A 22759-nucleotide genomic window follows, 5' to 3' on the forward strand; every position below is an offset into this window, starting at 1 on the left:
TAGAGCTGTCCATATCTAATAAAAATAAAAAATCCGCGCCCATCCGTGTTTTCGCTTTAGCGAATCCGTGTCATGCGCGTGCCATTTATCCGCCACTACAAAATCATACTTTTTAAGTCCTCAATAGAATTCGCCTCATCTATTTTTTTATCGTGTCGCCATCTTAAAATCCGGGGAAATCGTGTTGCAATGCCGCTTTTGTGTCGTTTGGAAAGTGCAATTCCTTCAAAACCTATTTCAAAAACCAATTGTGGCGTAACACTCCGAACGGGGCCAAATCTTTCCAGTGTATTTTTCTTAATCCAGTCATCTACCATTCTGAATTCGGCATCAGTTAAACCCGAATACGCTTTGGCAAAAGTCACTAGTTCACGTTCGTTATTTTCGTTATTGTGCCATAAGGCAAAAGTATAATCGGTAAATAAATTAGAGCGTCTTCCGTGACCTCGCATGGCATACGTGAGAACAGCATCAATCACTAAAGGTTCAATTTTCCATTTCCACCAATCGCCTTTTTTCCTTCCAACCAGATATTGCGAATCTTTTCTTTTGATCATCAAACCTTCACTTTTCATTTCGCGGGAACGCAATCTTTCTTCCGTTAATTGTTCCCAGCTTGAAAATTTTATCCTTTCAGAAAGCTGTAACGGAATATCATAGTGTTTGATGTCTTCATACAATCGCTCCAACAAAATACGTCTTTCTTCAAAAGGAAGATTTCTGATATCCTGCCCTTTCCATTCTAATAAATCGTAGGCTTTTATAATTACAGGAGATTTTTTCAGGATGGCAGCCGAAACTGTTTTTCGTCCAATTCTGGTTTGGAGATCATTAAAAGTTCCAATTTCATTTTCGATGTACGGAAGAATCTCTCCGTCGATTACGGTTCCGTCCGGAATAATACCCAGAAAAGAAGCAAATTCAGGATATTTATCGGTTACCAATTCTTCTCCACGACTCCAGATAAAAATTTCATTATCGCGTATGATGGTTTGTGACCGTATTCCGTCCCATTTGTGTTCAGCGCTCCAATCGTTAGGATCTCCAAGATTTGATGGTTCGCCTTCGATGGGATAAGCGAGATAAAACGGAAAAGGTTTGGATAAATAATCGCTGTTTTTTTCGTCTAAAATTAATTCCTGAAATGTGATCGTATTCGGATTCCAGTCGCCCATTAATTTGTGTGCAATTGAATCTTCATCAATGTTTTCGGCTTTCGAAAGTGCGCGTGTCATTAATTTTTGGCTTACGCCGATTCTGAAGCTTCCGGTAATTAATTTGGTAAAAACAAAGCGTTCGTAGTAATTTAAAGCCAGCCAGTTGTCATGCAGATATTCTTTTTTCTCGATATCCGTTTTCTTTTTCAGGGCGATAATTTCCTGAAGATATTCAGTTAAACTTTTGTCTGAATGTTCTTTTGTAGTGGGGATTACCAATGCAATGGTTTCAGCCAGATCGCCCACAATATGATAGCTTTCCTCGAACAGCCAAAGCGGAATATTAGCGAGTTCGTTCGCCCATAATCGCAATAATGTGGTGTTGACAGGTCGGGGAGGACGACGATGTGAAAGTATGGCAATTGTCCAGACTTTATCTTCATTACTGGCATTGATGAAATATTTGGTTAAAGCATCTACTTTTACCGACGTTTTATTAGAACTGTCAAGCGCTTTTATAAGTTCGGCAAAGTTTTTCATTTTTCATTTTTTTTTTTTAAGAGTAAAGAAGCAAGAAGCAAGATTGAAGAGACAAGATTGAAGAAGCAAGAGAATAGATGAAAGAGACAAGATTAAAGACACAAGATGAAGGTTTGAAAGGAGTAATGTTTTCTCTTTCTTCTAGCTTCTTGATTCTTTACTCTTGCTTCTTTACTCTTGCTTCTTTACTCTTGCTTCTTTACTCTTGCTTCTTTACTCTTTCATCTATTTTCTTTCATCTATTCTCTTTCATCTATTCTCTTGTCTCTTGCTTCTTTACTCTTGCTTCTATAATCTATTCTCTTTGTTCTATTTTCTCTATTTCTTCTTCATCTTTCTTCGAATCCATTTCACCTAATTCCCCTTCGTATTGTGTGTGAGCAGTTCGTGCATCGTAACCAATTTCCTGTAGGTATTTCGAGAAAATATCTGAGTATCCGTGCGTACAAATTATCTTTTCGGCTCCGGTGGCTTTGATACTTTCGAGTAAAGCTGTCCAGTCGCAATGATCGCTTAAAACGAAACCTCTGTCTACGGCACGGCGACGTCTGGCACCTCTAAAAGTCATCCATCCGCTGGCGGAACCGGTAACAAAAGGCGTCATTTTGCGAATCCATGTACTTCCGTGCGCACTTGGCGGAGCAAGAACAATACTTCCCAATAAATCTTCTTTTTTAGTTTCAGGCGTTACCCTGGTTGTGAGTGGAAAATCGACTAATGGCCGCAAAACTTCGGTCATATTTTTCGATGGCTCCATGCGTGTATATTTTTCCAATATTGGGATCAAGGTATTTTAAGAGACGTTGTGCTTTTCCTAACGAATATCCAAAAAGGACAGACGTTTTTCCTTCTGAGCGATTTTCTGCCCACCAATTGTTGATATCCGTCATGACTTCGGCCTGAGGAATCCATTTAAAGGCGGGTAAACCAAAAGTACATTCAGTGATAAAAGAATTACATTTTACCACTTCATAAGGTACAGAGATCCCGTCATCTTCGGTTTTATAATCTCCGGTAAAAACCCAGACTTCACCCTTATATTCTACGCGTATTTGCGCAGAACCAATAACGTGACCGGCAGGGTGCAGGGAAAATTTTACACCATTTATGGTAAAGCTTTCATTCCAGTCTTTTCCGGTAACATTGATCTCGCCCAAACGGTGTTTTATGATAGGCACGTTGTCATAATGCGTAATGTAATTTTTGTGTCCCCAACGTGCATGATCTGCATGTCCGTGCGTAATGATAGCGTTTGTTACCGGACGCCACGGATCAAGATATACATCAGCCTGCTGGCAATATATTCCTTTATCGTTGAATGCTAATAATGGGATTTTCATAACTTTAATTAAGCTATTTGAGCAATTCTCGCACTTTTATATAAGGGATGAGCACTCATAAAGTGAGACACTTCAGTTTTCATTTTCTCAAAAGATTGTCCGTAGAAATATAATCCTGTAGTCGAATTTCCTTTCCAGTATCGTTCAGCAGATTGTGTGGTATTGGTACGTTTTGAAATTTCGGACAGAACGAAATCAATTTTCTCTCCAGGATTATTTCCATCCAGATAAATGGCAATTCCTTCCTTTTTACCAAACGGAATTTCCTGATGTGTATTTTCTATAATAATTTTTGAGCCTTTTGGAGCACCACAATTTTCAAGAAAACCCATGATATCTTTTAATAGGTTTTCAGAGATTTGCTCGTCATAAAGTTTGACATGAATATCACAAAAAATAATTTCGCCCGGTTCTTCCTTTAGAATTCCGCCGCCTGAAATTTCGCCATAATTCTTTTTAGATAATAGATCATTTAACGGAAGTAAATAGAGATTTCTTTTGTCCAGAGGAGCAACTTTATCATTAATCTGAATCACAATATCGTATTGATTACGATCAGATTCGTCGCTTTCGAATAATTTTGAGATAAACTGTAGTAGCATAACAATTAAGGTATTAGTGGTCCAATTACTTTCTCAAAGTTAACTATTGACTAAAGTTTCTGATTTACACTTTTTTCCTTAAATGTTACATTATTACTTAATTATAATTCAAAATAAAAAGAAAAGAAAACTAAAGTATAGTATCTAAAGTCGAAACCAGTTCGTTGAAATTATTTGGTTTTGTAAAGATCTGAACCGATTCAAATTCTTTGGTTAAATTCTGAAGGACTTCATGTGAATGGGAAGAATACACCACTACCTGAATTTTACTTAATTCAGGAACTTTACGAACTTCATTTATAAATTCAGCACCACTCAAATAAGGCATCTGCATATCCAGGAATATAAAATCAGGCAACACTGTTGCCACTTTCAAATTATTTAAAGCTTCAAGGGAATTATTTGAAATAGTGGTGATAATATTTTTGTTCAAAGAAGCAATCGCTGCTACAAAAAGTTCGCAGTCGTCGTCGTCGTCATCCACTAATAAAATTACTGTATTTTTCATTTTATGAAATTATTTTAAAATCCGAACATGGCAGTTATATAATTTTGTTCAGATGTTATATAATTACATCTATTAAGAATGAAATTTTTATGTAAAGCAATCAATTCTCAATCAAAGCAATCTCAAATGCAGTTTTTCGTTCGTCACTTTTGTATGTGATATAACCACCATGAGATTCAATAATGTTTTTTGACAAAGTCAATCCAATACCTGCTCCTTCAGTTCTGGTGGTAAAAAAAGGCAGGAATATTTTGTCCTCAATTTCTTTTTCAATTCCGTTTCCGTTATCGGTAATTTTAATGAAGATTCGGTTGTCTCTGGCTTCTGCCGAAATTAAAATCTGTTTTTCTAAGGTATCTTTCAAAGCATGCATAGCATTCGTCAGCAGGTTGATTAATACCTGTTCTATTTGTTGTGGATCGATATGAATCGAACGCTTCAACGAAATAGTATTTACGATTTTAATTTCTTTCTCTTTGAATAACGGATTCATGATTTGAAGACAATTTTCGATCAATTGCTGTAATGCTATTTTTTGCTTTTTAGGAGAAGGCAACATTGCCAGTTTTCGATAGCCTTCGACAAATTTCTGCAAATGATCACTTCGTCTCAGCATGGTTTCGACGCTGTTTTTTACATCTTCTAAATCTTCTGCCGACATTGAGTCCTGCGCTACCAAATCCTGTAAATTCTGGCAAATAGAACGAATAGGCGTGATCGAGTTTAAAAGTTCATGCGAAATCACTTTCATCAAATTTACCCAGGCTTCTTTCTCTTTTTTCTCTACCACATTCTGAATAGAGTCTAATAAAACGATAAAATAATCCTGTTCGAAAATTTCTGTTCTTGAAGCCTGCAAAACAAATGTTTGCCTGTTTTGTTCGTTGACACTAATTTCTATAGCTGTTTTTACTTCCTGAAAACCATCTTCTTCAATAATTTCGCATAACGAAGGCAATTGATTTTTCAGGTATTTCCATTTGGATACTTTCGGAACATTAAAATGCGTTGAAAAGTAATCGTTCATTAAAAAGATATTCCAGTCTTTATCGTGTTTTTGCAAAATAATAATTCCGGTTTCAATATTGTTCAGAATAGAACGGTAGATAATATCTTTTGAAACCTGCTCGTTTTGCTTGTTTTTTAAGGTATCGTATAAATGAAATAAATCATTATAATTTGTATTGAATTTATGCTTAGAAAAATCAGAACTAAAATCATTCTGCAATATCGAAGCGATCGTTTTATTATAAAGCAAAACAAAATTCCGGACATAAAAATACATTTCTCTTAGGAGCAGAAATACAATAAAAAGTCCAAACACTCCGGTAAAGATTAAATCTTTCCTGAAGAAAAAGATTGATATTTCAATTCCTGCAACAATCAGAATTAATCTTAAAAAAAGAATTTTGTAGGTTTTGATGGATTGAAACATATTTTAATAAATTAAAAATTGAGAATTAAAAATTAAGAATTTTGAAGCCATAATTTTTCTCATAGTTATGCGATTTATTTTAAGCGAAATGGCTTTTAATATCATAACTATTTGTTTTATAATAATTTAAAGATCATCAGTTTTGATGTTAATATTATATTTTTCTAAACGTCGGTACAGGGATCCACGTGATAATCCCAGTTCTTCAGCGGTTTTACTGATATTATTGTTGTTTTTGAGTAACGCTTTTTCAACAGTAGCTTTCTCGACAGTAGAGAGCTGAATATCATCCGGCTGATTGTCATAGGTGGTAATGGTTTCTAAATCTAAATCAGCAACTGTAATTCTATTGTTTTCACACAGAATAACGGCACGTTCTATCTTGTTTTCCATTTCCCTGATATTTCCGTTCCAGGCATGCCTTTCTATTTGTTCCAGTACTTTTTTATCAAAAGTAATTTCGTCTCTTCCATATTTTTCCATCATTTTTTCCAAAAGATATTCGGCTAGTGGAATTTTATCTTCGTCACGTTCTCTCAAAGGCGGTAATACGATTTCCATCGTATTGATACGGTAATATAAATCTTCTCTGAAGTTTTTATCAGCTACTTCCCGTTTCAGGTTTAAATTAGTTGCAGTAATAATTCGAACATTCAAAGGCCTTGCTTTTGTTTCTCCTAATCGGGTTACGGTTTTAGTCTGTATAACCTGCAATAATTTAGATTGTAAATGCAACGGAACATTTCCTATTTCATCTAAAAAAATAGTTCCGTTTTGCGCCATTTCAAAACGTCCCGGAGTATCCGTTTTAGCATCTGTAAACGCACCCTTTGCATAACCAAACAATTCGCTTTCGAAAATATTCGAATTCAAAGCACCCAAATCAACAGCTACAAAAGGAGTGTTTTTTCTTTCGGACTGAGTGTATATATGATGTGCCAAAACAAACTTTCCGGTTCCGTTTTCGCCAAGAATCAAAACATTTGCATCTGTTTTGGCTACTTTATCGGCAAGAGAATAGGCTTTTTTGATAATTTCAGAGGTGCCCATAAAAAAGTCATTCTCCATTTCAATCTTCTTTTCCTTTTTTTGCTCTTTACGGGCTTTATCAACGGCCTGGTTTTACAGATTCAAGCAATTTTTTATTTTCCCACGGCTTTAGTATATAGTCGAATGCACCTGATTTTAAACCTTCAACAGCAGTTTCTACTTTACCAAAAGCAGTCATTAGAATCACAACGGTTTTTGGCGAAAGTGTCTTTATTTCTTTCAATAGATACAAACCTTCTTTTCCGTCTTCGAAACCTATTCTGTAATTCATATCGAGCAAAACGACATCAATGTTTTTTTTAGACAATAATTCGACAATATTTTTTGGATTGTTGAGTGTATAAATGTCTTCAAAATACTTTTTCAGGAATACTTTCGACGCAAAAAGGATGTCTTCCTGATCATCGATAATTAAAATTGAGGCATTTGTCTTTTTCATTTTTGTTCGGTTTTGGACGAAAGCTGTCCAATAATGGACAGTGTTTTATTTTTCAAATTAATAAAAATTTAAAAATTAAGCAGTTACGATCTTTAAATTTTTGGCACGAAAATCACATTAAGATTAGCAAATCATCAATTATAAGAATCGTTATTGCTGGTAAATGTAACAAAAATAGATATTCATTAATTATGTTATCAATTATCTTAATTTAGGATCTGTTTTTTGCTTCAGCACTAAAATTCTTAGAAAGAAAAACAAACATCAAAAACACATTATTATGATCAGGATTACAAAGCTTTCAAAAATTTTCAGGACCGAAGAAGTAGAAACAAAAGCATTAAGTGATGTTTCATTAACGATTAACCAGGGCGATTTTGTTTCTATCATGGGGCCATCCGGAAGCGGAAAATCGACTTTACTGAATATCATCGGCTTACTGGATAGTGCCTCAGGTGGAAGTTATGAATTGTTGGGACGGGAAATGACTGGTCTGAAAGAGAAATTTAAATCAAAAGCGAGAAAAGAAAACATTGGGTTCATTTTTCAGAATTTTAATTTAATTGATGAATTATCGGTTTACGATAATATCGAATTGCCGCTGATTTACAATAATGTTCCGGTATCGGAAAGAAAGAAAAAAGTACAGGAGATGGCTACGATACTAGGAATTTCGCATCGTTTGAAACATTATCCGCAGCAACTTTCCGGAGGACAACAACAGCGTGTTGCCGTAGCAAGAGCATTAATCAATGATCCGGCGATTATTCTTGCCGATGAACCTACTGGAAATCTGGATAGTAAAAATGGTAATGAAGTGATGGAGTTACTAACGGACCTTCATGCTAGTGGTGCTACAATTTTGATGGTAACACATTCTGATTACGACGCTTCGTTTTCGCAAAGAACAATTGTAATGAAGGATGGAATTATCCTCTCAGAGAAAACGAACAATAGAAATATTGATGTTTTTGCAGCCAATTTAAACAACTAAAAATCATGCTGAAAAACTGGATCAACATATTTATTTACCACATCAAAAACAATAAGTTTTTTACGGCTTTGAATGTTTTGGGTTTGAGTATTGGAATTGCAAGTGTGATTTTTGCCATTTTGTACTGGAACGACGAGCATTCTTATGATCAGTGGAATCCTGAAAAGGATACAATTTATGCTGTATTAAACGATCTTGGAGGTGGTAATATCTGGGCAGTGAATTCTCCTGTACCAGGTCCAATATTAAAATCATCTACTTCAGATTTACAGGATTATTGTTATTTTTTGACTGATTATGCTAAAGAAACCATACAATACAATCGAAAAATAGAGGTAGTCGATAAGATTTTTACCGCACAAAGTAATTTCTTCTCTTTTTTTCCTTTTGAATTTATTCATGGCAATAGAAAAGATGCCCTTCATGATCGTAATAGTATTGCCTTTTCTGAGGAGACTGCCTCTCGTTTGTTTAAGAATGAAAATCCAATGGGAAAACAGGTCAAATATGCTGAAAAAATATTTGTAGTTCGTGGTGTTTATCGATTGTCTGAAAAATCTTCAGTAATGCCTGCTGCAGTTACCACCATAATTGAGGATGATCTGGAAAAAAAGAAAGAAAACTGGGGGCTTAATTTTGGATTAATGCTAAAGATAAAAAAACAAAGGGATACGACTGCAATACTCAAAAAAATAAACGAAATCTACGTAGAGAATAATTATAAAAAACAAGCAAAATCAGAGGGGATCACATACGAAGCTTATTTAAAACTATACGGTGAACAAACAAAAGCAAAGTTGCTGCCTTTTACCAAATCAAGGCTCTTGCAGGGCAATTGTCCTTTCCCGGAAGGCACTGCAAATCTTCAATTCTTAAAAATATTGATGGGTTTATCGATCCTTATTTTGCTATTGTCGATTGTAAATTATATCAATCTTGCTACTGCAAACTCTATAAAACGCGCCAAAGAGGTTGGTGTAAGAAAGATTACAGGGGCTACAAGGCAGCAGATTGTTGCTCAGTTTGTATTTGAAACTACATTAATTACGCTTTTTTCACTTTTACTGGCATTGGTGATCGTAGAACTTTCATTACCTTTTTATAATTCACTTTTAAACAAAAATCTTATTCTTGAAGGGGCTCAGCTTTATCTGCAATTAATCTTCATTTTGATAATTGTCATTTTAGTTTCAGGAGTTTTGCCCGCCCTGTATGTTTCGAATTTTGAACCTTTGAAAGTTTTGAAAGGAAACTTTTCCCGCAGTAAAAACGGAATTTGGCTTAGAAACGGGATGCTGGTTTTGCAATTTGCGATAGCAACCTTTTTTATCATTGGTTCTTTTATAGTCTATCAGCAAGTAAATTATATGACTGAGAAAGATTTAGGTTTTAAAGGAGCACAGGTAATTGATATATCTTTTAAATCGAAGAAAGATAAAAACCAATTTGAGAGATATAAAATAATAAAACAAGAACTTTTAAAAATAAATGGCGTTCAGGCTGTTTCTGCAGGAGTATTTTCTATTGGAACAGATATAAATTCGTGGTCCGGGATGCATTATAAAGCAAATAAGGAAGTTATAACGCAACAAATGGCTATTGATTTTGGGATGCTCCATGTTTTGGGAATTCCAATAGTAAAAGGAAGAGATTTATCAGGGCAACTTGCTTCAGACAGTATTTCTAATGTTTTGCTGAATGAAACTGCTGCTAAAACGTTGCTGGAAAAAGATCCCCTGAACAAGGAAATTTTCTGGGAAAACAGAAAATTTAAGGTAGTGGGGGTCGTAAAGGATTTTAATTACTTTGGATTGGATAGCAGGATTTCGCCAATGATTTTCATTCATATCTCGACATACGACTGGATGCAAAAAGACTTACATAACATTTGTGTTAAAATTGCGCCACAGGAAATGTCTAAAACAATTGCTGCTATTGATCGATTCTGGGGAACAAAAGTCGATACAGAATATCCTTTTGAATATAATTTTGTTGATAGCAACTTTGCAAGAACGTATAAAAAATATGAAAATCAGAGTCGATTGTTTTCTCTTTTAAATGGTGTTGTGATTTTAATTGCCGTTTTCGGATTGTTTGCTTTGGCTTCGTTCTCGATGGAAAGAAGATTGCGGGAAATTGCTATTCGAAAAACGTTGGGAGCAGATACCACTGTTTTGCTTAAGAATTTGTCCCAACAATATGTGCTTTTCTGTGCCATTGGTTTTTTAATCGGAATCCTTCCAGCTTATTTTTTATTGCTAAAATGGCTTGAAAATTTCGCTTACAGAATTGATGTCCCAATATTGCCTTTTGTCTTTGCTTTGTTTCTTTTGCTGTTTCTGACCTTAACGATTGTGTTAGGAAAAGCCTATCAGGTGACTAAAATTGATGTTTTGAAATACCTGAAATATGAATAAAAAGGAACCCAAATCATTTTATAACTAATTCATAATTAAACGATGATACTAAATTATTTCAACATATTTATTTACCATATAAAAAACAATAAAATCTTTACGGGCTTGAATGTTCTGGGGCTGAGTATTGGAATTGCAGGCCTGATTTTCTCTACTTTGTATTGGAATGACGAACATTCTTATGATCAGTGGAATCCAAATAAGGATAACGTATTTTTAGTAGCGAACCAAATGGATCCTACCACATACTGGTCTTCAAGTTCTGCAGCGGTTGGATCTGCGATAAAAGAAATAAGCCCTGAAATCGAATCATATTGTTATTTAAGCGGTGAATACGATGATGATATCATTCATTTTAAGAGTAAAAAAGTGCAGTCTGACAGGATTGTTGTTGCTCAAAGCAACTTTTTTGAGTATTTCCCTTACCCGTTTGTTGAAGGCAACCCTAAAAAAGCGTTACCGGATGTAAATAGTATTTGTTTGTCGCAAGATTTGGCTTTTCAGTTTTTTGGAAATGAAAGCGCTTTAGGCAAACAGCTTGTTTTACAAGGGAAAAACCTGATTGTGAGAGGTGTTTATAAACTTGACAAAAAATCAGTTTACAATCCTTCCTGCGTAGTCAATTTTATGGATAATATGATCAGTCATAATATAGAATTCTGGGGAAATTTTCAATTTGTTTTAATGGTAAAATTAAAAAATCCAGACGATCAAAAACAAGTTGAAAAAAAACTTCAGAAACTATACTCTTATAATCTGGTGACCCGCCGGGCAAAAGATCAGGGTATGACCACTAAGGAATATATTAAGAAATTTGGTGAAGTAAAACCCGGTTTAGAGCCATTATCATCACTTCGGTTACATTCAAAAACCGGTAGTCTGATTGAAGCAAAAGGTAATTTTCAGTTTTTAGTGATCATGGTTGGATTATCACTTTTAATTTTAATCCTGTCTATTGTAAATTATGTTAATTCTGCTACGGCAAATGCAGTGAAGAGAGCCAAAGAAGTTGGGGTCCGAAAAATTTTAGGAGCTTCAAAATCAGCTATAATTCAGCAATTTATTTTCGAAACTGCCATAATTTCATTGTTTTCGATCTTGCTTGCACTCGTTATTGTAGAGCTTTCTTTACCTTATTACAATTCTTTTTTAGAAAAAACACTGGTATTACAAAGTAGCCAGTTTTATGTACAATTAGTGGCTATATTTATTATAACTGTTTTATTGGCAGGAATATTTCCGGCTGTTTATGTTTCGAATTTTGAAACTTTAAAAGTATTAAAGGGGAATTTTGGCAGAAGCAAAAGTGGTGTCTGGCTTAGAAACGGGATGCTGATATTTCAATTTGCAATTGCTGCTTTCTTTATTGTGGGATCTTATATTGTATACGAGCAGATAAACCTTATGAATTCTAAAGATTTAGGTTTTAACGGAAAACAAGTTATAGACATTTCGTATCGCAATATTTATGGTGAAAAAGTTACCGAGAAAGACCGATTCGACAGATATACCAATATCAAAAATCAATTACTGCACATCAAAGGCGTGAAAGAAGTTTCAGGAGGTGGTTTTGTTTTTGGGAATGGGGCAAAATCGGTTATATCCTATCAATATAAGGATGTAAATGTTGATGGCAATAATATCCCTGTTGACTTTGGTTTGCTGGAGATGTTGAAAATAAAAATGGTAAAAGGCCGATATCTGAGTCCAAAATTTGCTCAGGACACTATTAATGCCATGCTGGTTAATGAAACGGCGTTGAAATTATTGAATGAAAAAGATCCGATAGGTAAAAAAGTAGACTGGAACGGACAAGAAGCTATTATTGTTGGAGTTGTAAAAGATTTTAATTTAGGCAATCCGGGAGAACCGATACCACCAATGTCTTTTTTGCATTTTAAAACAGTACCCTGGTTTACCGGACTTTTAAACAATATTTATATTACAGCTGATCCCGAAAACATGGAGCAAACTTTAAGTGATATAAAAGATTTGTGGATAAAAAAAGTCGATTCAGAATATCCGTTTTCCTATGATTTTGTCGATAAAGAATACAAAAGGTCTTACAGCAGTTATGTAAAACAAAAAAATCTTTTTTCTCTCTTGAATATCATTGTAATTACCATTGCGCTTTTCGGGTTATTTGCACTGGCTTCTTACTCTATAGAAAGAAGAATGAAAGAAATCGCTATCCGAAAAACACTGGGTGCTGAAACGCATGTTTTATTAAAAGAACTGTGCAGGCAATATGTCTTTTTCAGTATAATCGGATTTTTAATGGCTTTGTTTCCGGCGTACTATTTACTGAACAAATGGTTAGAGAATTTTGCGTACAGAATTACGATTTCTATTTATCCGTTTTTAATTGGATTTATCGCTTTACTTTTCTTAACCCTGCTAGTTGTGCTCACCAGAGCTTATCAGGCAACAAAAGTTGATATTTTGAGATATCTGAAATATGAATAGATTGTAAAATTTGAAACCTCCATAACGAAAAGTTTTGGAGGTTTTGTTTTTTAAATAATGTTTATTTCAGATCACCCATGAGCTGCTACAGCAACATCAGCCCATTCTTCCCAGGTGGCTAATTTTTGCTCGTAGGTTTGTTTGGCAAATGGTAATGCTACTTTGCCCGGGATTATACGTAGGCGAGAGGTTTTTCAATTTTATTTAGTAAATAATAAGATTTCCGAAGAACTTTTTCTTTTACGTATTGTATTTAAAAAGGCTTTCAATCTTTCATAGATGCCAGATAAAAGTAATACTATAACAGTAGTAATTAAACAAAAAAAAATACCAGTTAAGAACAATACTGAAAACCCAAGTATTATGGTAACGATAAAAATAGTTATAAGTGTTTTTTTCATTGTTGTAGATTCATTATTATCAATTCTATAATACCATTTGTCCTATTGTTGTAGAAGTTTTTATTTAAAATTTCAGGATTATTTTCGGTTGTTTTTCTTGAGGGCTATTTGTATTGTTTTTTTAAATAGCTAGTTCTATGTATTTTAATTGACTGACATCTGAATTTTTTAAATAAACGGCTACTTCTAAATTGTTAGAAAATGTAGTAGTATTGCTAACTGTAGATATAAGAATATCCGCATTGTGATAACTAGCGGTTACGATATTTCCAATTTTTTTTAATTCAAAAAATTTACTTCGATCTGTTGTAAAATATCCTATTTGTCTACCATTTATCCCATAATAGATTCTATTAAGATCTCCTTCTCCTCTTCCATAATCTTCAAAGTAAAATTTATTTTCTCCAGTTACGATGTCATTGAAAGCAATAAAGCTATCAATATTAGAATTAGACATTGGTGATAAGGGAAGATTAAACCTGATTGAAAAATTTTTATTTACGTCAATTATTCTTGTCCATTTAGCGCTTGCATTAAGATTGTCAGCTATACATTTAGCACTTCCAATTTCGCTAACATCTATATTTGTTTTATTGACCCATTCTGATTCAATTGAATTATAAACAGTTCCTAAAACAATTAAAATGGCATCTGTAAATGTTGCGATTCGTCCATTATTTAGAATAACATCAAAATTTCCTTGTGCTGACCCTGTTGTGACATTCACTTTTATTAAATTATCGGTAATAAAAGTGATATAATTTACAGTTTGGCCAACTATTAGTAATGTCATATCCGGCGTAAAAAAGGCGCCTTCAAATGTTAAATTTTGAGTAGAATTTGGTAAAATACTAATGGGAGAAACATCTCTTAAAAAAGGAGCGGGATATACAGAAAATGTTGGTAAAGAATATAATTTTAAATTTCCACTTGCATCTGTACTTAAAACTTTATTTGTTGACAATTGACCATCATTACGTGTCAAGGGATAATTAGTTAATTTTATATCCTTATTAAGGAATTCCGTTATCTCCGTAACATCGCTATCATTAATAGGAGATTGCCCTGCACCAAAGCTTCGGCCTCTTAGATTTAATTCGTAAATTCTTCCGGTTTCTGCGATTGTATATTTTACAATTTCATTGGCTCCAACTGTGAGATTAGGATTAAGTCCGTTAATATAATTTACAAATCCTGCTAGATTTTGAGAGACTAAAGCTGTTGAAAATATCGACTTAACGATAGTGGTAACATTTGTCAAACTTGAAATTTTGTTAATTTCAGCTGTATTTATCAATCGTTCACCTGCTACCTTGTCAACTTTAGTATCATTTAAAATTTTACCCTGTCTGGCATCTAATGCTTTACCAGATGCAGTATAATCTAATGCATTATAGCGGTCAATTTGTATGCTGCCAACTTCGGTAAACTCTATTTCTCCATTTATATTAGTGATTAGGATTTTATTGGGCTGATTTTTTTCTAAATCAGCTACTTTTATTCTGTTGTGTTGGATGCTCATTTTAGGGGTGTTTTTTATGGTTAAAAATATCTCATATGTTCATCATATTCTATTAGATCTGCTTATAAGCTTTAAATGTAGCAACAAGCGTTTTTGATAGAAATGGATCTTCAAATACTCTATTTTCAAATTAATTGTTATTGAGTAAGGTATACCACATTATTTGCATATTTGAGTAATGCTCCCAAGCTTAATTTGATAGCTTTTATAATCATTATTATTACCATTTTTTGTAGAAGATATTTTGTGACGGGAGCATTATCAAATAATTTCAATTGAACTTTTTTTGTTTTAAATCACTAAATTTTGATATTGTTTAGTTTAGTAACTCATTTATTGATTTGTAATATTCTGGATATATAATTTTTACATGTTCATTAAAATTGTTTGCGATTTCTTCATTGTACTTATCAGTCAATAAATGTCTGTATCCGGATTCAGTTGGTGATTTATAATCAGGATCTATTATTGTACCTATTGATAAGCCCATTTTATCTGCAATAACAGCACAAAAATATTGTTCCCATATCACACATAATTTATCTAGAGGAACACAAGTTTTAAAGTGTTTTTCGTTTTGATTAATAAATGTAAATACAGATTCGCAGAATAAAGTGTTAAAATACAGATTGTTACAGCCATAAATGCCTAAGTTGAATGCATGTTTTGTATCATGAAAACCAGTAGGTAAATTCTTTTCATTCTTTTTTAATAAATCAATATAAGGTAAGTAGGTTTTACTATAAGGATCTGTAGTAAAAGGTTCAAGATTTTGAACATACAATTCGTTATTTATAAGTTTATCGGACAATGCTTCAAATAGAATAACATCTAAATCGACATGCATGAAAGGTTCCTTCTGAATACTGTATGCTTTTACCTTGCCTAATGCCCATGAGTTCTTATCATATTGATTTAATTCATCAAGGTCAGTTTTAATGGATTCAAAGGGTAAGCCTAATTTTTCAATCCATAACTTACTACGGCTATCCGTAACCATTTCGACTCTGCCATAATGTCTATGGCTATTTAAAACAGATATAACCATCGATGATAACATAAATCTGGAATTGAACCAATTACCAGGTTTTTTTAATCCATTGCCTGTGTCCCAATAACTATAAACGACTTTCATTTGTTTATTTTATATATATTATAATAGTGTATTGCGGTCCTGAAGATGTAACAGTACCCCTTAAACTACTTCCGGTATTTGAAAAATATCCATTAGTACTGTTTGAACCGGCAGTCATGTAAAAATAATTTGATGAGTTTAAGCCGACTGTAGGTGTGTATAAATCGACAACAAATGTTCCGTTGTAAAATATTAGATTAGTGTATGAAGTACTAAACTTAAAACTATCTCCATTGGCTAATGTAGGTAAGGTAATATAAGCTACATTCGTTCCATTAGCTTTAATTGCCATGTATGTTGCGCTAATTGTATGACCGGTATTATTCCATATTACACCAGTGTTAACAGTACCGGTGCCACCTCCGGAGGAAACGGCTGTATGATTATAATTATAAAACTTAGTTATATTATGTGGTGCAATTCCATTAGGTTTTGAACTACTGAGAGAGTTAATATTAGTCGTAGATAATGTTGTTAGCGATATATTCGTTAATTCTGTAATTTTTTTTTCGCCACAAATGTCACTTATTGATATTTTGCCAGATGAATTTAAAGCCATTGCTATTGTAAGTTTAGTTTTTGTAGAATAATTTTTATTTGTTCGCTTTGTTTCTCATTAATCAATAGCTGTTTTTCAATTTGTGTTTGTTGCTCCTTAATAGCTTCAAATAATACTGCGACAGCATTTTGATATTTAACAGCCTTCGTTCCATCTTCCTGCGTAATTACTAATTCCGGGAAAGTTTTTTCAAGTTCCTGAGCTATAAATCCGATATTATTTTTTTGTTTAGTATCAATTCGATCATATACAATTCCTCTTGAGGCCTGAATTCTCTTAATTGAATTTTTAATTGGCCTAATATTTTCTTTAACTCTTGCATCAGAAAAAGCAGTAACATCTCCGGTTACTGTTAATGAAGCTCCGGTAATTGCACCTGAAAATGCTGAATATGAATTGTAATTACCAGAATGCAAGATATCATACCAACCTCCCCAGGCACTATCAATTCCCTTTCGTAATCTAAGCCCAGGTAATCCAGAGCCATTAACCCCAGATTCGTTTCTAAAGGCTAATTGATAAGAAGAATCTCCTGTAGAAGTAGTAAGGCCATCCCATGGCGCAAACGTCATTACTCCACCATAGTTTCCAGATCCCCCTACAGTTGCGGCATTAACAAAATCGAAATTAACAGTTCTTGCAAAAGAGTTAGGCAAACGATCGTTAAGTGTTCTTGGACCATCACTAAATGATATTCTTGTTGTTGAATTAGAAGTATTTGCATTTCCTCCAATATTTAAACTACTTGCAGTTCCAGTTAACCCAGAACCAGAACCACTGAAATTATTGGCTATTACTGTTCCTGTACTGGATTGAATTTTTACTGCATCACATGAAAATGCGTAAGTAGATGCGTTGCCAGTAACCGGATTTGTAGCTTGATTTACACCCCACAATATGGGATAAGCAGCAACATCTGTTCTGTTAGGTAATAAATCAATATATCGTGCTGAACCATTCGAACTCCCGCTAATATTTATTCCCCATGTACCACTTGCACCTGTTCCTGTTAAGGTGGGAGAATATGAATTATAATTACCATCAGTTAAAAACCTTCCCCATGAGCCCCATGTGCTATTATCTCCATTGTGTGCTCTAAATCTAACATCGGCTATACCTGATCCATAATTAGAATTTAGCTGTAAACTATACCCTCCCGAACCAAAATGTATTAATTGCCCACTTAAAGGACAATTATTTGAATAAGAAAATCCAGATTTGTTTTCAGCGATTGTATTTGCATCGTAACCTGGTGCGGTAACCCATCCGTCGTACCATCTGTTTGTTGCTGTTGTCGCCAGACCTAAAGTACTAATAAAATTTGCCGGAGTATAGTATCTTAGATATTGATCATTTGATGCATAAATTCTACTAATAGTATTAGAGCCATTATCACCTGAAACTGTATTGATCCATCCTGCCTGGATATAACCGTTGCTGTCTGTCCTTACAATTTTATTTGGCTCATTATTAGTTGCCGAATGAACAAGGAGCCCACCTGTAGTATTTGCATTTCCGGTTACATTAATAGGCCAGGTACCGGATGCACCGGAACCCGTTGTAGAAGCTTTAGAATTTAATTGCGTCTGGATGCTTGACGTAGCATCATTAAAAGTTTGTTGATTGGCAGATTGAAATTTTCTATTTGCTGTTTCAGAGATTTGATCAGCGTTATAATCCCCTGTTTGAGAGGTAATAGCGCCATTGCGTCCAAAAACGGTTGTTACAGCACTTGTTGGGGTTAATAATTCCTGCCAGTCTGCTAAAACTGCCGGATTTGTACCTTTTAAAATAAATGATTTACTTAAATCGGTTCTTATTGCGAGATCTCCAGTTTGTACTTGTAATGCTAACATAGCTGCTTGTGAAGCAATTACAAAAGTATCGTTAAGGGTTATGGAAGGAAGTTGGGAAGAAATTAATTTTCCATCAGTACCAAGTCCTGCGTAACCACTTGCTACATTTTTATTAGCTGCATTTTCAGGAACAAAAGCCAATGAAGATTGTTTGGCATTCCAGCTTGCTTTTTCGGCATCCGTTACAAATCTATTAGTAGAATCCTGAGTAATAATTGTCGCGGGATGATTTGCGGGATGTGTATAATTCGAAAGCGTTCCCAGACGTGTAATTTCAGTATCTGAAAGTAAATTTTTGCCTGCCATTTTATCCACTTTGTTATTCTGCAAAGCTTTTCCCATTTCAGCTGTCAGGGCTTTTGTAGTGCCACCTGAAGTCAGGTCATTTACTAAGATAGTATTTAAAGCACTCTGTACAGTTTTGATTGCATTGCCTAATTCCTGTAGTGTATTTAAGTCAGGGTTGTCAGAAGCGATTACTGTATTGATGTTATCAATTAAATCCTTTAAAACTTTACCTTGTCTGGCATCTAGTGCTTTACCGATAACTGTGTAATCAAGTGCATTGTAACTATCGATTTTAATATTGTTAATGTCGCTAAATTCTAATTCTCCACTATCATTTGTGGTCAATATTTTATTTCGCTGATTTTTTTCTAAGTCTGCGACTTTTATTCTGTTATGATCTGTGCTCATTTTATATTTTATTTATTTTAGATACTAAATTATCTATTTGTAATTGCTGCTCTTTAATAGCTTCAATTAACAGAGGAACGACTTTTGCATAATTTAGGGTCAAATAATTTTCTCCCGATTTAGAAACTTCTGTTCCATCTTCCAGAATTTCTCTGTCGAAAGGTGCTCTTGTAACAATTTCAGGCAAAACGGCCTGAACTTCCTGAGCAGATAGTCCTAATTGTAAGTCATCAGACTTGTAGCCAAAACTTTTTGCTAAATCATTATTCTGATAATAAAATCCGTTTAATTTTTTGACTTTATCCAAAGCATTCGGTATGCTGCCTTTGTTCGTTTTTAATCTTTCATCAGAATAATAGGCTATTACATCACCTGTAGCCATTATGGTATTATTGACTAAAAGCTGTTTGTTTCCGTAAATTTCAACGTTAGTAGCATTCTGCATCCAAATACCACCTCCGTATGTGGCATTGTACCAACCTGAAGAACCACCAGATCTAAACCATCCATCACAAGAAAAAGAGTTAGCAACTCCGGCATCGTATCCCGCTGCGAATCTTGATCCAGTAATAGCTCCCGATGTCCAGATACCTGTACCAATTGCTGTTTTAGTAGTACCGGCTTCCATTACCAACAATTGGTGACTTAATCCGGCAATAGACTGACCGCCAACGTTAGGATGTGTCCAGGCTAATCCGTAACAATTGTTAGTCGCTGTACCATCAGCGGCTAATTTATAAGCATCACCCATGGCGAAAATTCCCTGATATCTGGTTGATGAGTAGACACCTACAACTCCATTACCATAATTATCATCAATGTATAAATTTCCGTTTGCTCTTGATGCTCTATCTGCAATTCTGGCAGAGTCAACCCTTAAACCATAAGTATTGGCACCATTCCATCCCATAAGAGACGGGTAAGTTGAAGACCAGGCTATTTCTGAATTGGTATTGTTTACTCCTTTACCACTAGGTGATAAAGAAGATGAGGCGTCAAAAATAGTATGCCCATTTCCGTAATTAGTCCATCTAAGTTGGCTGGACAAAGTTGAACTGTCAGCATTTCCTGATAAGGGCCCAACAAAGCCAGAACCGGTAAATACACCTGTGGCACTAATACTTGCCACATTGGAACTGGTTGAACGAAAGATCCAACCTCTGTTTGTTGCACCAGCCATTGTAAAGTAGGTAGCCCAATCTCCATTTACTGATCCATATCCGCCATAATTTGATGTTGTTGCAAACATCAATCCATAAGACGGCATACCATTTACTGCACCGGCATATAGAGATATTCCCTGACCGGAGCCGTTTGTTTGGGCTATCCCCAAAGCAGAGCTTGTAGTGACTCCAGTTGTATTTAAATCACCATTACTGGCGAAGATAAATTTTGAACCGGCATTTGTAGCTGTACCAAAATGAATTCCGATTGAATCTGTACTATATTGACCTGAAGTTCCCTGAAAATAACTTAAACCATGTGCGTCTGCATCCCCGAATGACCAAATTCTATTTCTTGTGTTAGCAGCATAATTAGCGGTTTGAAATCCAGTACCAGAACTAACAATTCCTGAAAATGAAGAGTAGTTTTTATAGCTATTAGTATTCAATGAGGGATAAACAGTTGTATTTAATACCTGGTTGGGCACAGATGCATCATTTGTGATCGTCCATCCTGTATTCCAATCTGCAGTATTGTATCCGCCAACAACATCAAAAACAGCTGCTCCTGAATAACTTCCGCCAGACAGCCATACATAAGCTTTACCATCAGAATCTTTACCCATAATTGCATTGATAGAGTTAGTACCACAAATCATTACTGCTTTGGGCGAATACCAATTGTCAATATTACCATATAAGTAGCCAGAAAATTGAACATCATAGGTTTCATAAGACTGATATAACCTAACGGTAAAAGATACCATTTTTTCAGAACTTGTAGAGAATGGAAGTTTAACTTTTATACCACTTACACCAGCACTAGTTATAAAATATGTGGCAACAGGAGTACCACTATATACATTTGACGGAATTGTGGATGCTGTCGTTGCAAGACCTAAAGTATTAATAAAATTTGCCGGAGTATAATATCTTAGATATTGATCATTTGACGCATAAATTCTACTAATAGTATTAGAGCCATTATCACCTGAAACTGTATTGATCCATCCTGCCTGGATATAACCGTTGCTGTCTGTCCTTACAATTTTATTTGGCTCATTATTAGTTGCCGAATGAACAAGGAGCCCACCTGTAGTATTAGCATTTCCGGTTACATTAATAGGCCAGGTACCGGATGCACCGGAACCCGTTGTAGAAGCTTTAGAATTTAATTGCGTCTGGATGCTTGACGTAGCATCATTAAACGTTTGTTGATTGGCAGATTGAAATTTTCTATTTGCTGTTTCAGAGATTTGATCAGCGTTATAATCCCCTGTTTGAGAGGTAATAGCGCCATTGCGTCCAAAAACGGTTGTTACAGCACTTGTTGGGGTTAATAATTCCTGCCAGTCTGCTAAAACTGCCGGATTTGTACCTTTTAAAATAAATGATTTACTTAAATCGGTTCTTATTGCGAGATCTCCAGTTTGTACTTGTAATGCTAACATAGCTGCTTGTGAAGCAATTACAAAAGTATCGTTAAGGGTTATGGAAGGAAGTTGGGAAGAAATTAATTTTCCATCAGTACCAAGTCCTGCGTAACCACTTGCTACATTTTTATTAGCTGCATTTTCAGGAACAAAAGCCAATGAAGATTGTTTGGCATTCCAGCTTGCTTTTTCGGCATCCGTTACAAATCTATTAGTAGAATCCTGAGTAATAATTGTCGCGGGATGATTTGTGGGATGTGTATAATTCGAAAGCGTTCCCAGACGTGTAATTTCAGTATCTGAAAGTAAATTTTTGCCTGCCATTTTATCCACTTTGTTATTCTGCAAAGCTTTTCCCATTTCAGCTGTCAGGGCTTTTGTAGTGCCACCTGAAGTCAGGTCATTTACTAAGATAGTATTTAAAGCACTCTGTACAGTTTTGATTGCATTGCCTAATTCCTGTAGTGTATTTAAGTCAGGGTTGTCAGAAGCGATTACTGTATTGATGTTATCAATTAAATCCTTTAAAACTTTACCTTGTCTGGCATCTAGTGCTTTACCGATAACTGTGTAATCAAGTGCATTGTAACTATCGATTTTAATATTGTTAATGTCGCTAAATTCTAATTCTCCACTATCATTTGTGGTCAATATTTTATTTCGCTGATTTTTTTCTAAGTCTGCGACTTTTATTCTGTTATGATCTGTGCTCATTTTATGTTTTGGTTTTTAAAATTTATTGTTGGAATGTATCCTGTGTAGTTTGTAATTTTTCGGTAATCAACTAGTATTTCTTCACCGTATTCTATTTTTCTATTTGCTTTTAGTATCAATTGATTTTCCTGAAAGACAACTGTTGTATTAGGAGTTAATGAATGATTGCAATATCTGCCCAGGTCATCTGTTTCCCACCAAATTTTAGACATATGCTTTTGAAATAAGTATCTTGATTTGTCACTCGTGGCTTTGGCCGTCACCCAAGTACCAATTAATTCTTTATTTAGAATTTTGCAGGTGACGGTTATTTTAATATTATTCAAGTTGTC

The 22759-nt window shown here is 34.6% G+C and carries 13 protein-coding genes and 2 pseudogenes; 3 read left to right on the top strand and 12 right to left on the bottom strand.

The window, feature by feature from the left end:
- Positions 1–95 precede the first annotated feature (95 nt).
- From ACQY44_RS22240 to ACQY44_RS22265, 6 genes and pseudogenes are all read right to left on the bottom strand, one after another.
- Positions 96–1697, bottom strand: a complete 1602-nt coding sequence (locus ACQY44_RS22240; protein WP_428232466.1) for an ATP-dependent DNA ligase — start codon at positions 1695–1697, stop codon at positions 96–98.
- A 295-nt stretch (positions 1698–1992) separates the two neighbouring features.
- Positions 1993–3037, bottom strand: a pseudogene (locus ACQY44_RS22245) (ligase-associated DNA damage response exonuclease).
- 8 nt (positions 3038–3045) lie between these two features.
- Complete coding sequence (locus ACQY44_RS22250) at positions 3046–3639, bottom strand: hypothetical protein (RefSeq protein WP_428232467.1); 594 nt, start codon at positions 3637–3639, stop codon at positions 3046–3048.
- A gap of 130 nt (positions 3640–3769) precedes the next feature.
- Positions 3770–4147 (bottom strand): response regulator, encoded by a 378-nt coding sequence (locus ACQY44_RS22255; RefSeq protein WP_428232468.1) that lies wholly within the window; start codon positions 4145–4147, stop codon positions 3770–3772.
- Positions 4148–4247: 100 nt separating this feature from the next.
- Positions 4248–5582, bottom strand: a complete 1335-nt coding sequence (locus ACQY44_RS22260; protein ID WP_428232469.1) for a sensor histidine kinase — start codon at positions 5580–5582, stop codon at positions 4248–4250.
- 126 nt (positions 5583–5708) lie between these two features.
- Positions 5709–7071, bottom strand: a pseudogene (locus ACQY44_RS22265) (sigma-54-dependent transcriptional regulator).
- Positions 7072–7351: 280 nt separating this feature from the next.
- On the opposite strand from ACQY44_RS22265, the gene ACQY44_RS22270 reads away from it, so the two are divergent.
- From ACQY44_RS22270 to ACQY44_RS22280, 3 genes are read left to right on the top strand one after another with little or no spacing between them, the layout of a single operon-like run.
- Complete coding sequence (locus ACQY44_RS22270) at positions 7352–8065, top strand: ABC transporter ATP-binding protein (RefSeq protein WP_428232470.1); 714 nt, start codon at positions 7352–7354, stop codon at positions 8063–8065.
- Positions 8066–8070: 5 nt separating this feature from the next.
- Positions 8071–10482, top strand: a complete 2412-nt coding sequence (locus tag ACQY44_RS22275) for an ABC transporter permease (RefSeq protein WP_428232471.1) — start codon at positions 8071–8073, stop codon at positions 10480–10482.
- Between the two features lie 42 nt (positions 10483–10524).
- A complete protein-coding gene (locus ACQY44_RS22280) occupies positions 10525–12948 on the top strand; it encodes an ABC transporter permease (protein ID WP_428232472.1) in 2424 nt (807 codons plus the stop codon).
- Between the two features lie 522 nt (positions 12949–13470).
- Here the strand turns inward: ACQY44_RS22280 and ACQY44_RS22285 are convergent.
- The 6 genes from ACQY44_RS22285 to ACQY44_RS22310 all read right to left on the bottom strand — a co-directional run bounded on the left by ACQY44_RS22285 (position 13471) and on the right by ACQY44_RS22310 (position 22753).
- Entirely contained in the window at positions 13471–14871 is a 1401-nt protein-coding gene (locus tag ACQY44_RS22285) for an IPT/TIG domain-containing protein (RefSeq protein WP_428232473.1), read from the bottom strand.
- Between the two features lie 316 nt (positions 14872–15187).
- The gene (locus tag ACQY44_RS22290; RefSeq protein ID WP_428232474.1) at positions 15188–16006 is read right to left on the bottom strand and encodes a DUF6734 family protein; all 819 of its coding nucleotides are present in this window, start codon (positions 16004–16006) and stop codon (positions 15188–15190) included.
- A gap of 4 nt (positions 16007–16010) precedes the next feature.
- On the bottom strand, positions 16011–16565 hold the full coding sequence (locus ACQY44_RS22295; RefSeq protein ID WP_428232475.1) for a hypothetical protein: 555 nt from the start codon (positions 16563–16565) through the stop codon (positions 16011–16013).
- Between the two features lie 2 nt (positions 16566–16567).
- Entirely contained in the window at positions 16568–19117 is a 2550-nt protein-coding gene (locus ACQY44_RS22300; RefSeq protein ID WP_428232476.1) for a tail fiber domain-containing protein, read from the bottom strand.
- A 1-nt stretch (position 19118) separates the two neighbouring features.
- Positions 19119–22427: a tail fiber domain-containing protein gene (locus tag ACQY44_RS22305; RefSeq protein WP_428232477.1), complete on the bottom strand. Its 3309-nt coding sequence runs from the start codon at positions 22425–22427 to the stop codon at positions 19119–19121.
- Positions 22424–22753 carry an SET domain-containing protein-lysine N-methyltransferase gene (locus tag ACQY44_RS22310; protein WP_428232478.1) on the bottom strand — a complete coding sequence of 110 codons (330 nt, stop codon included), beginning with the start codon at positions 22751–22753 and terminating at the stop codon, positions 22424–22426. Before ACQY44_RS22310 ends, ACQY44_RS22305 begins: the two co-directional genes overlap by 4 nt.
- Between the last annotated feature and the right edge of the window lie 6 nt (positions 22754–22759).

Source organism: Flavobacterium sp. (assembly GCF_965277525.1).
Lineage (GTDB): Bacteria > Bacteroidota > Bacteroidia > Flavobacteriales > Flavobacteriaceae > Flavobacterium.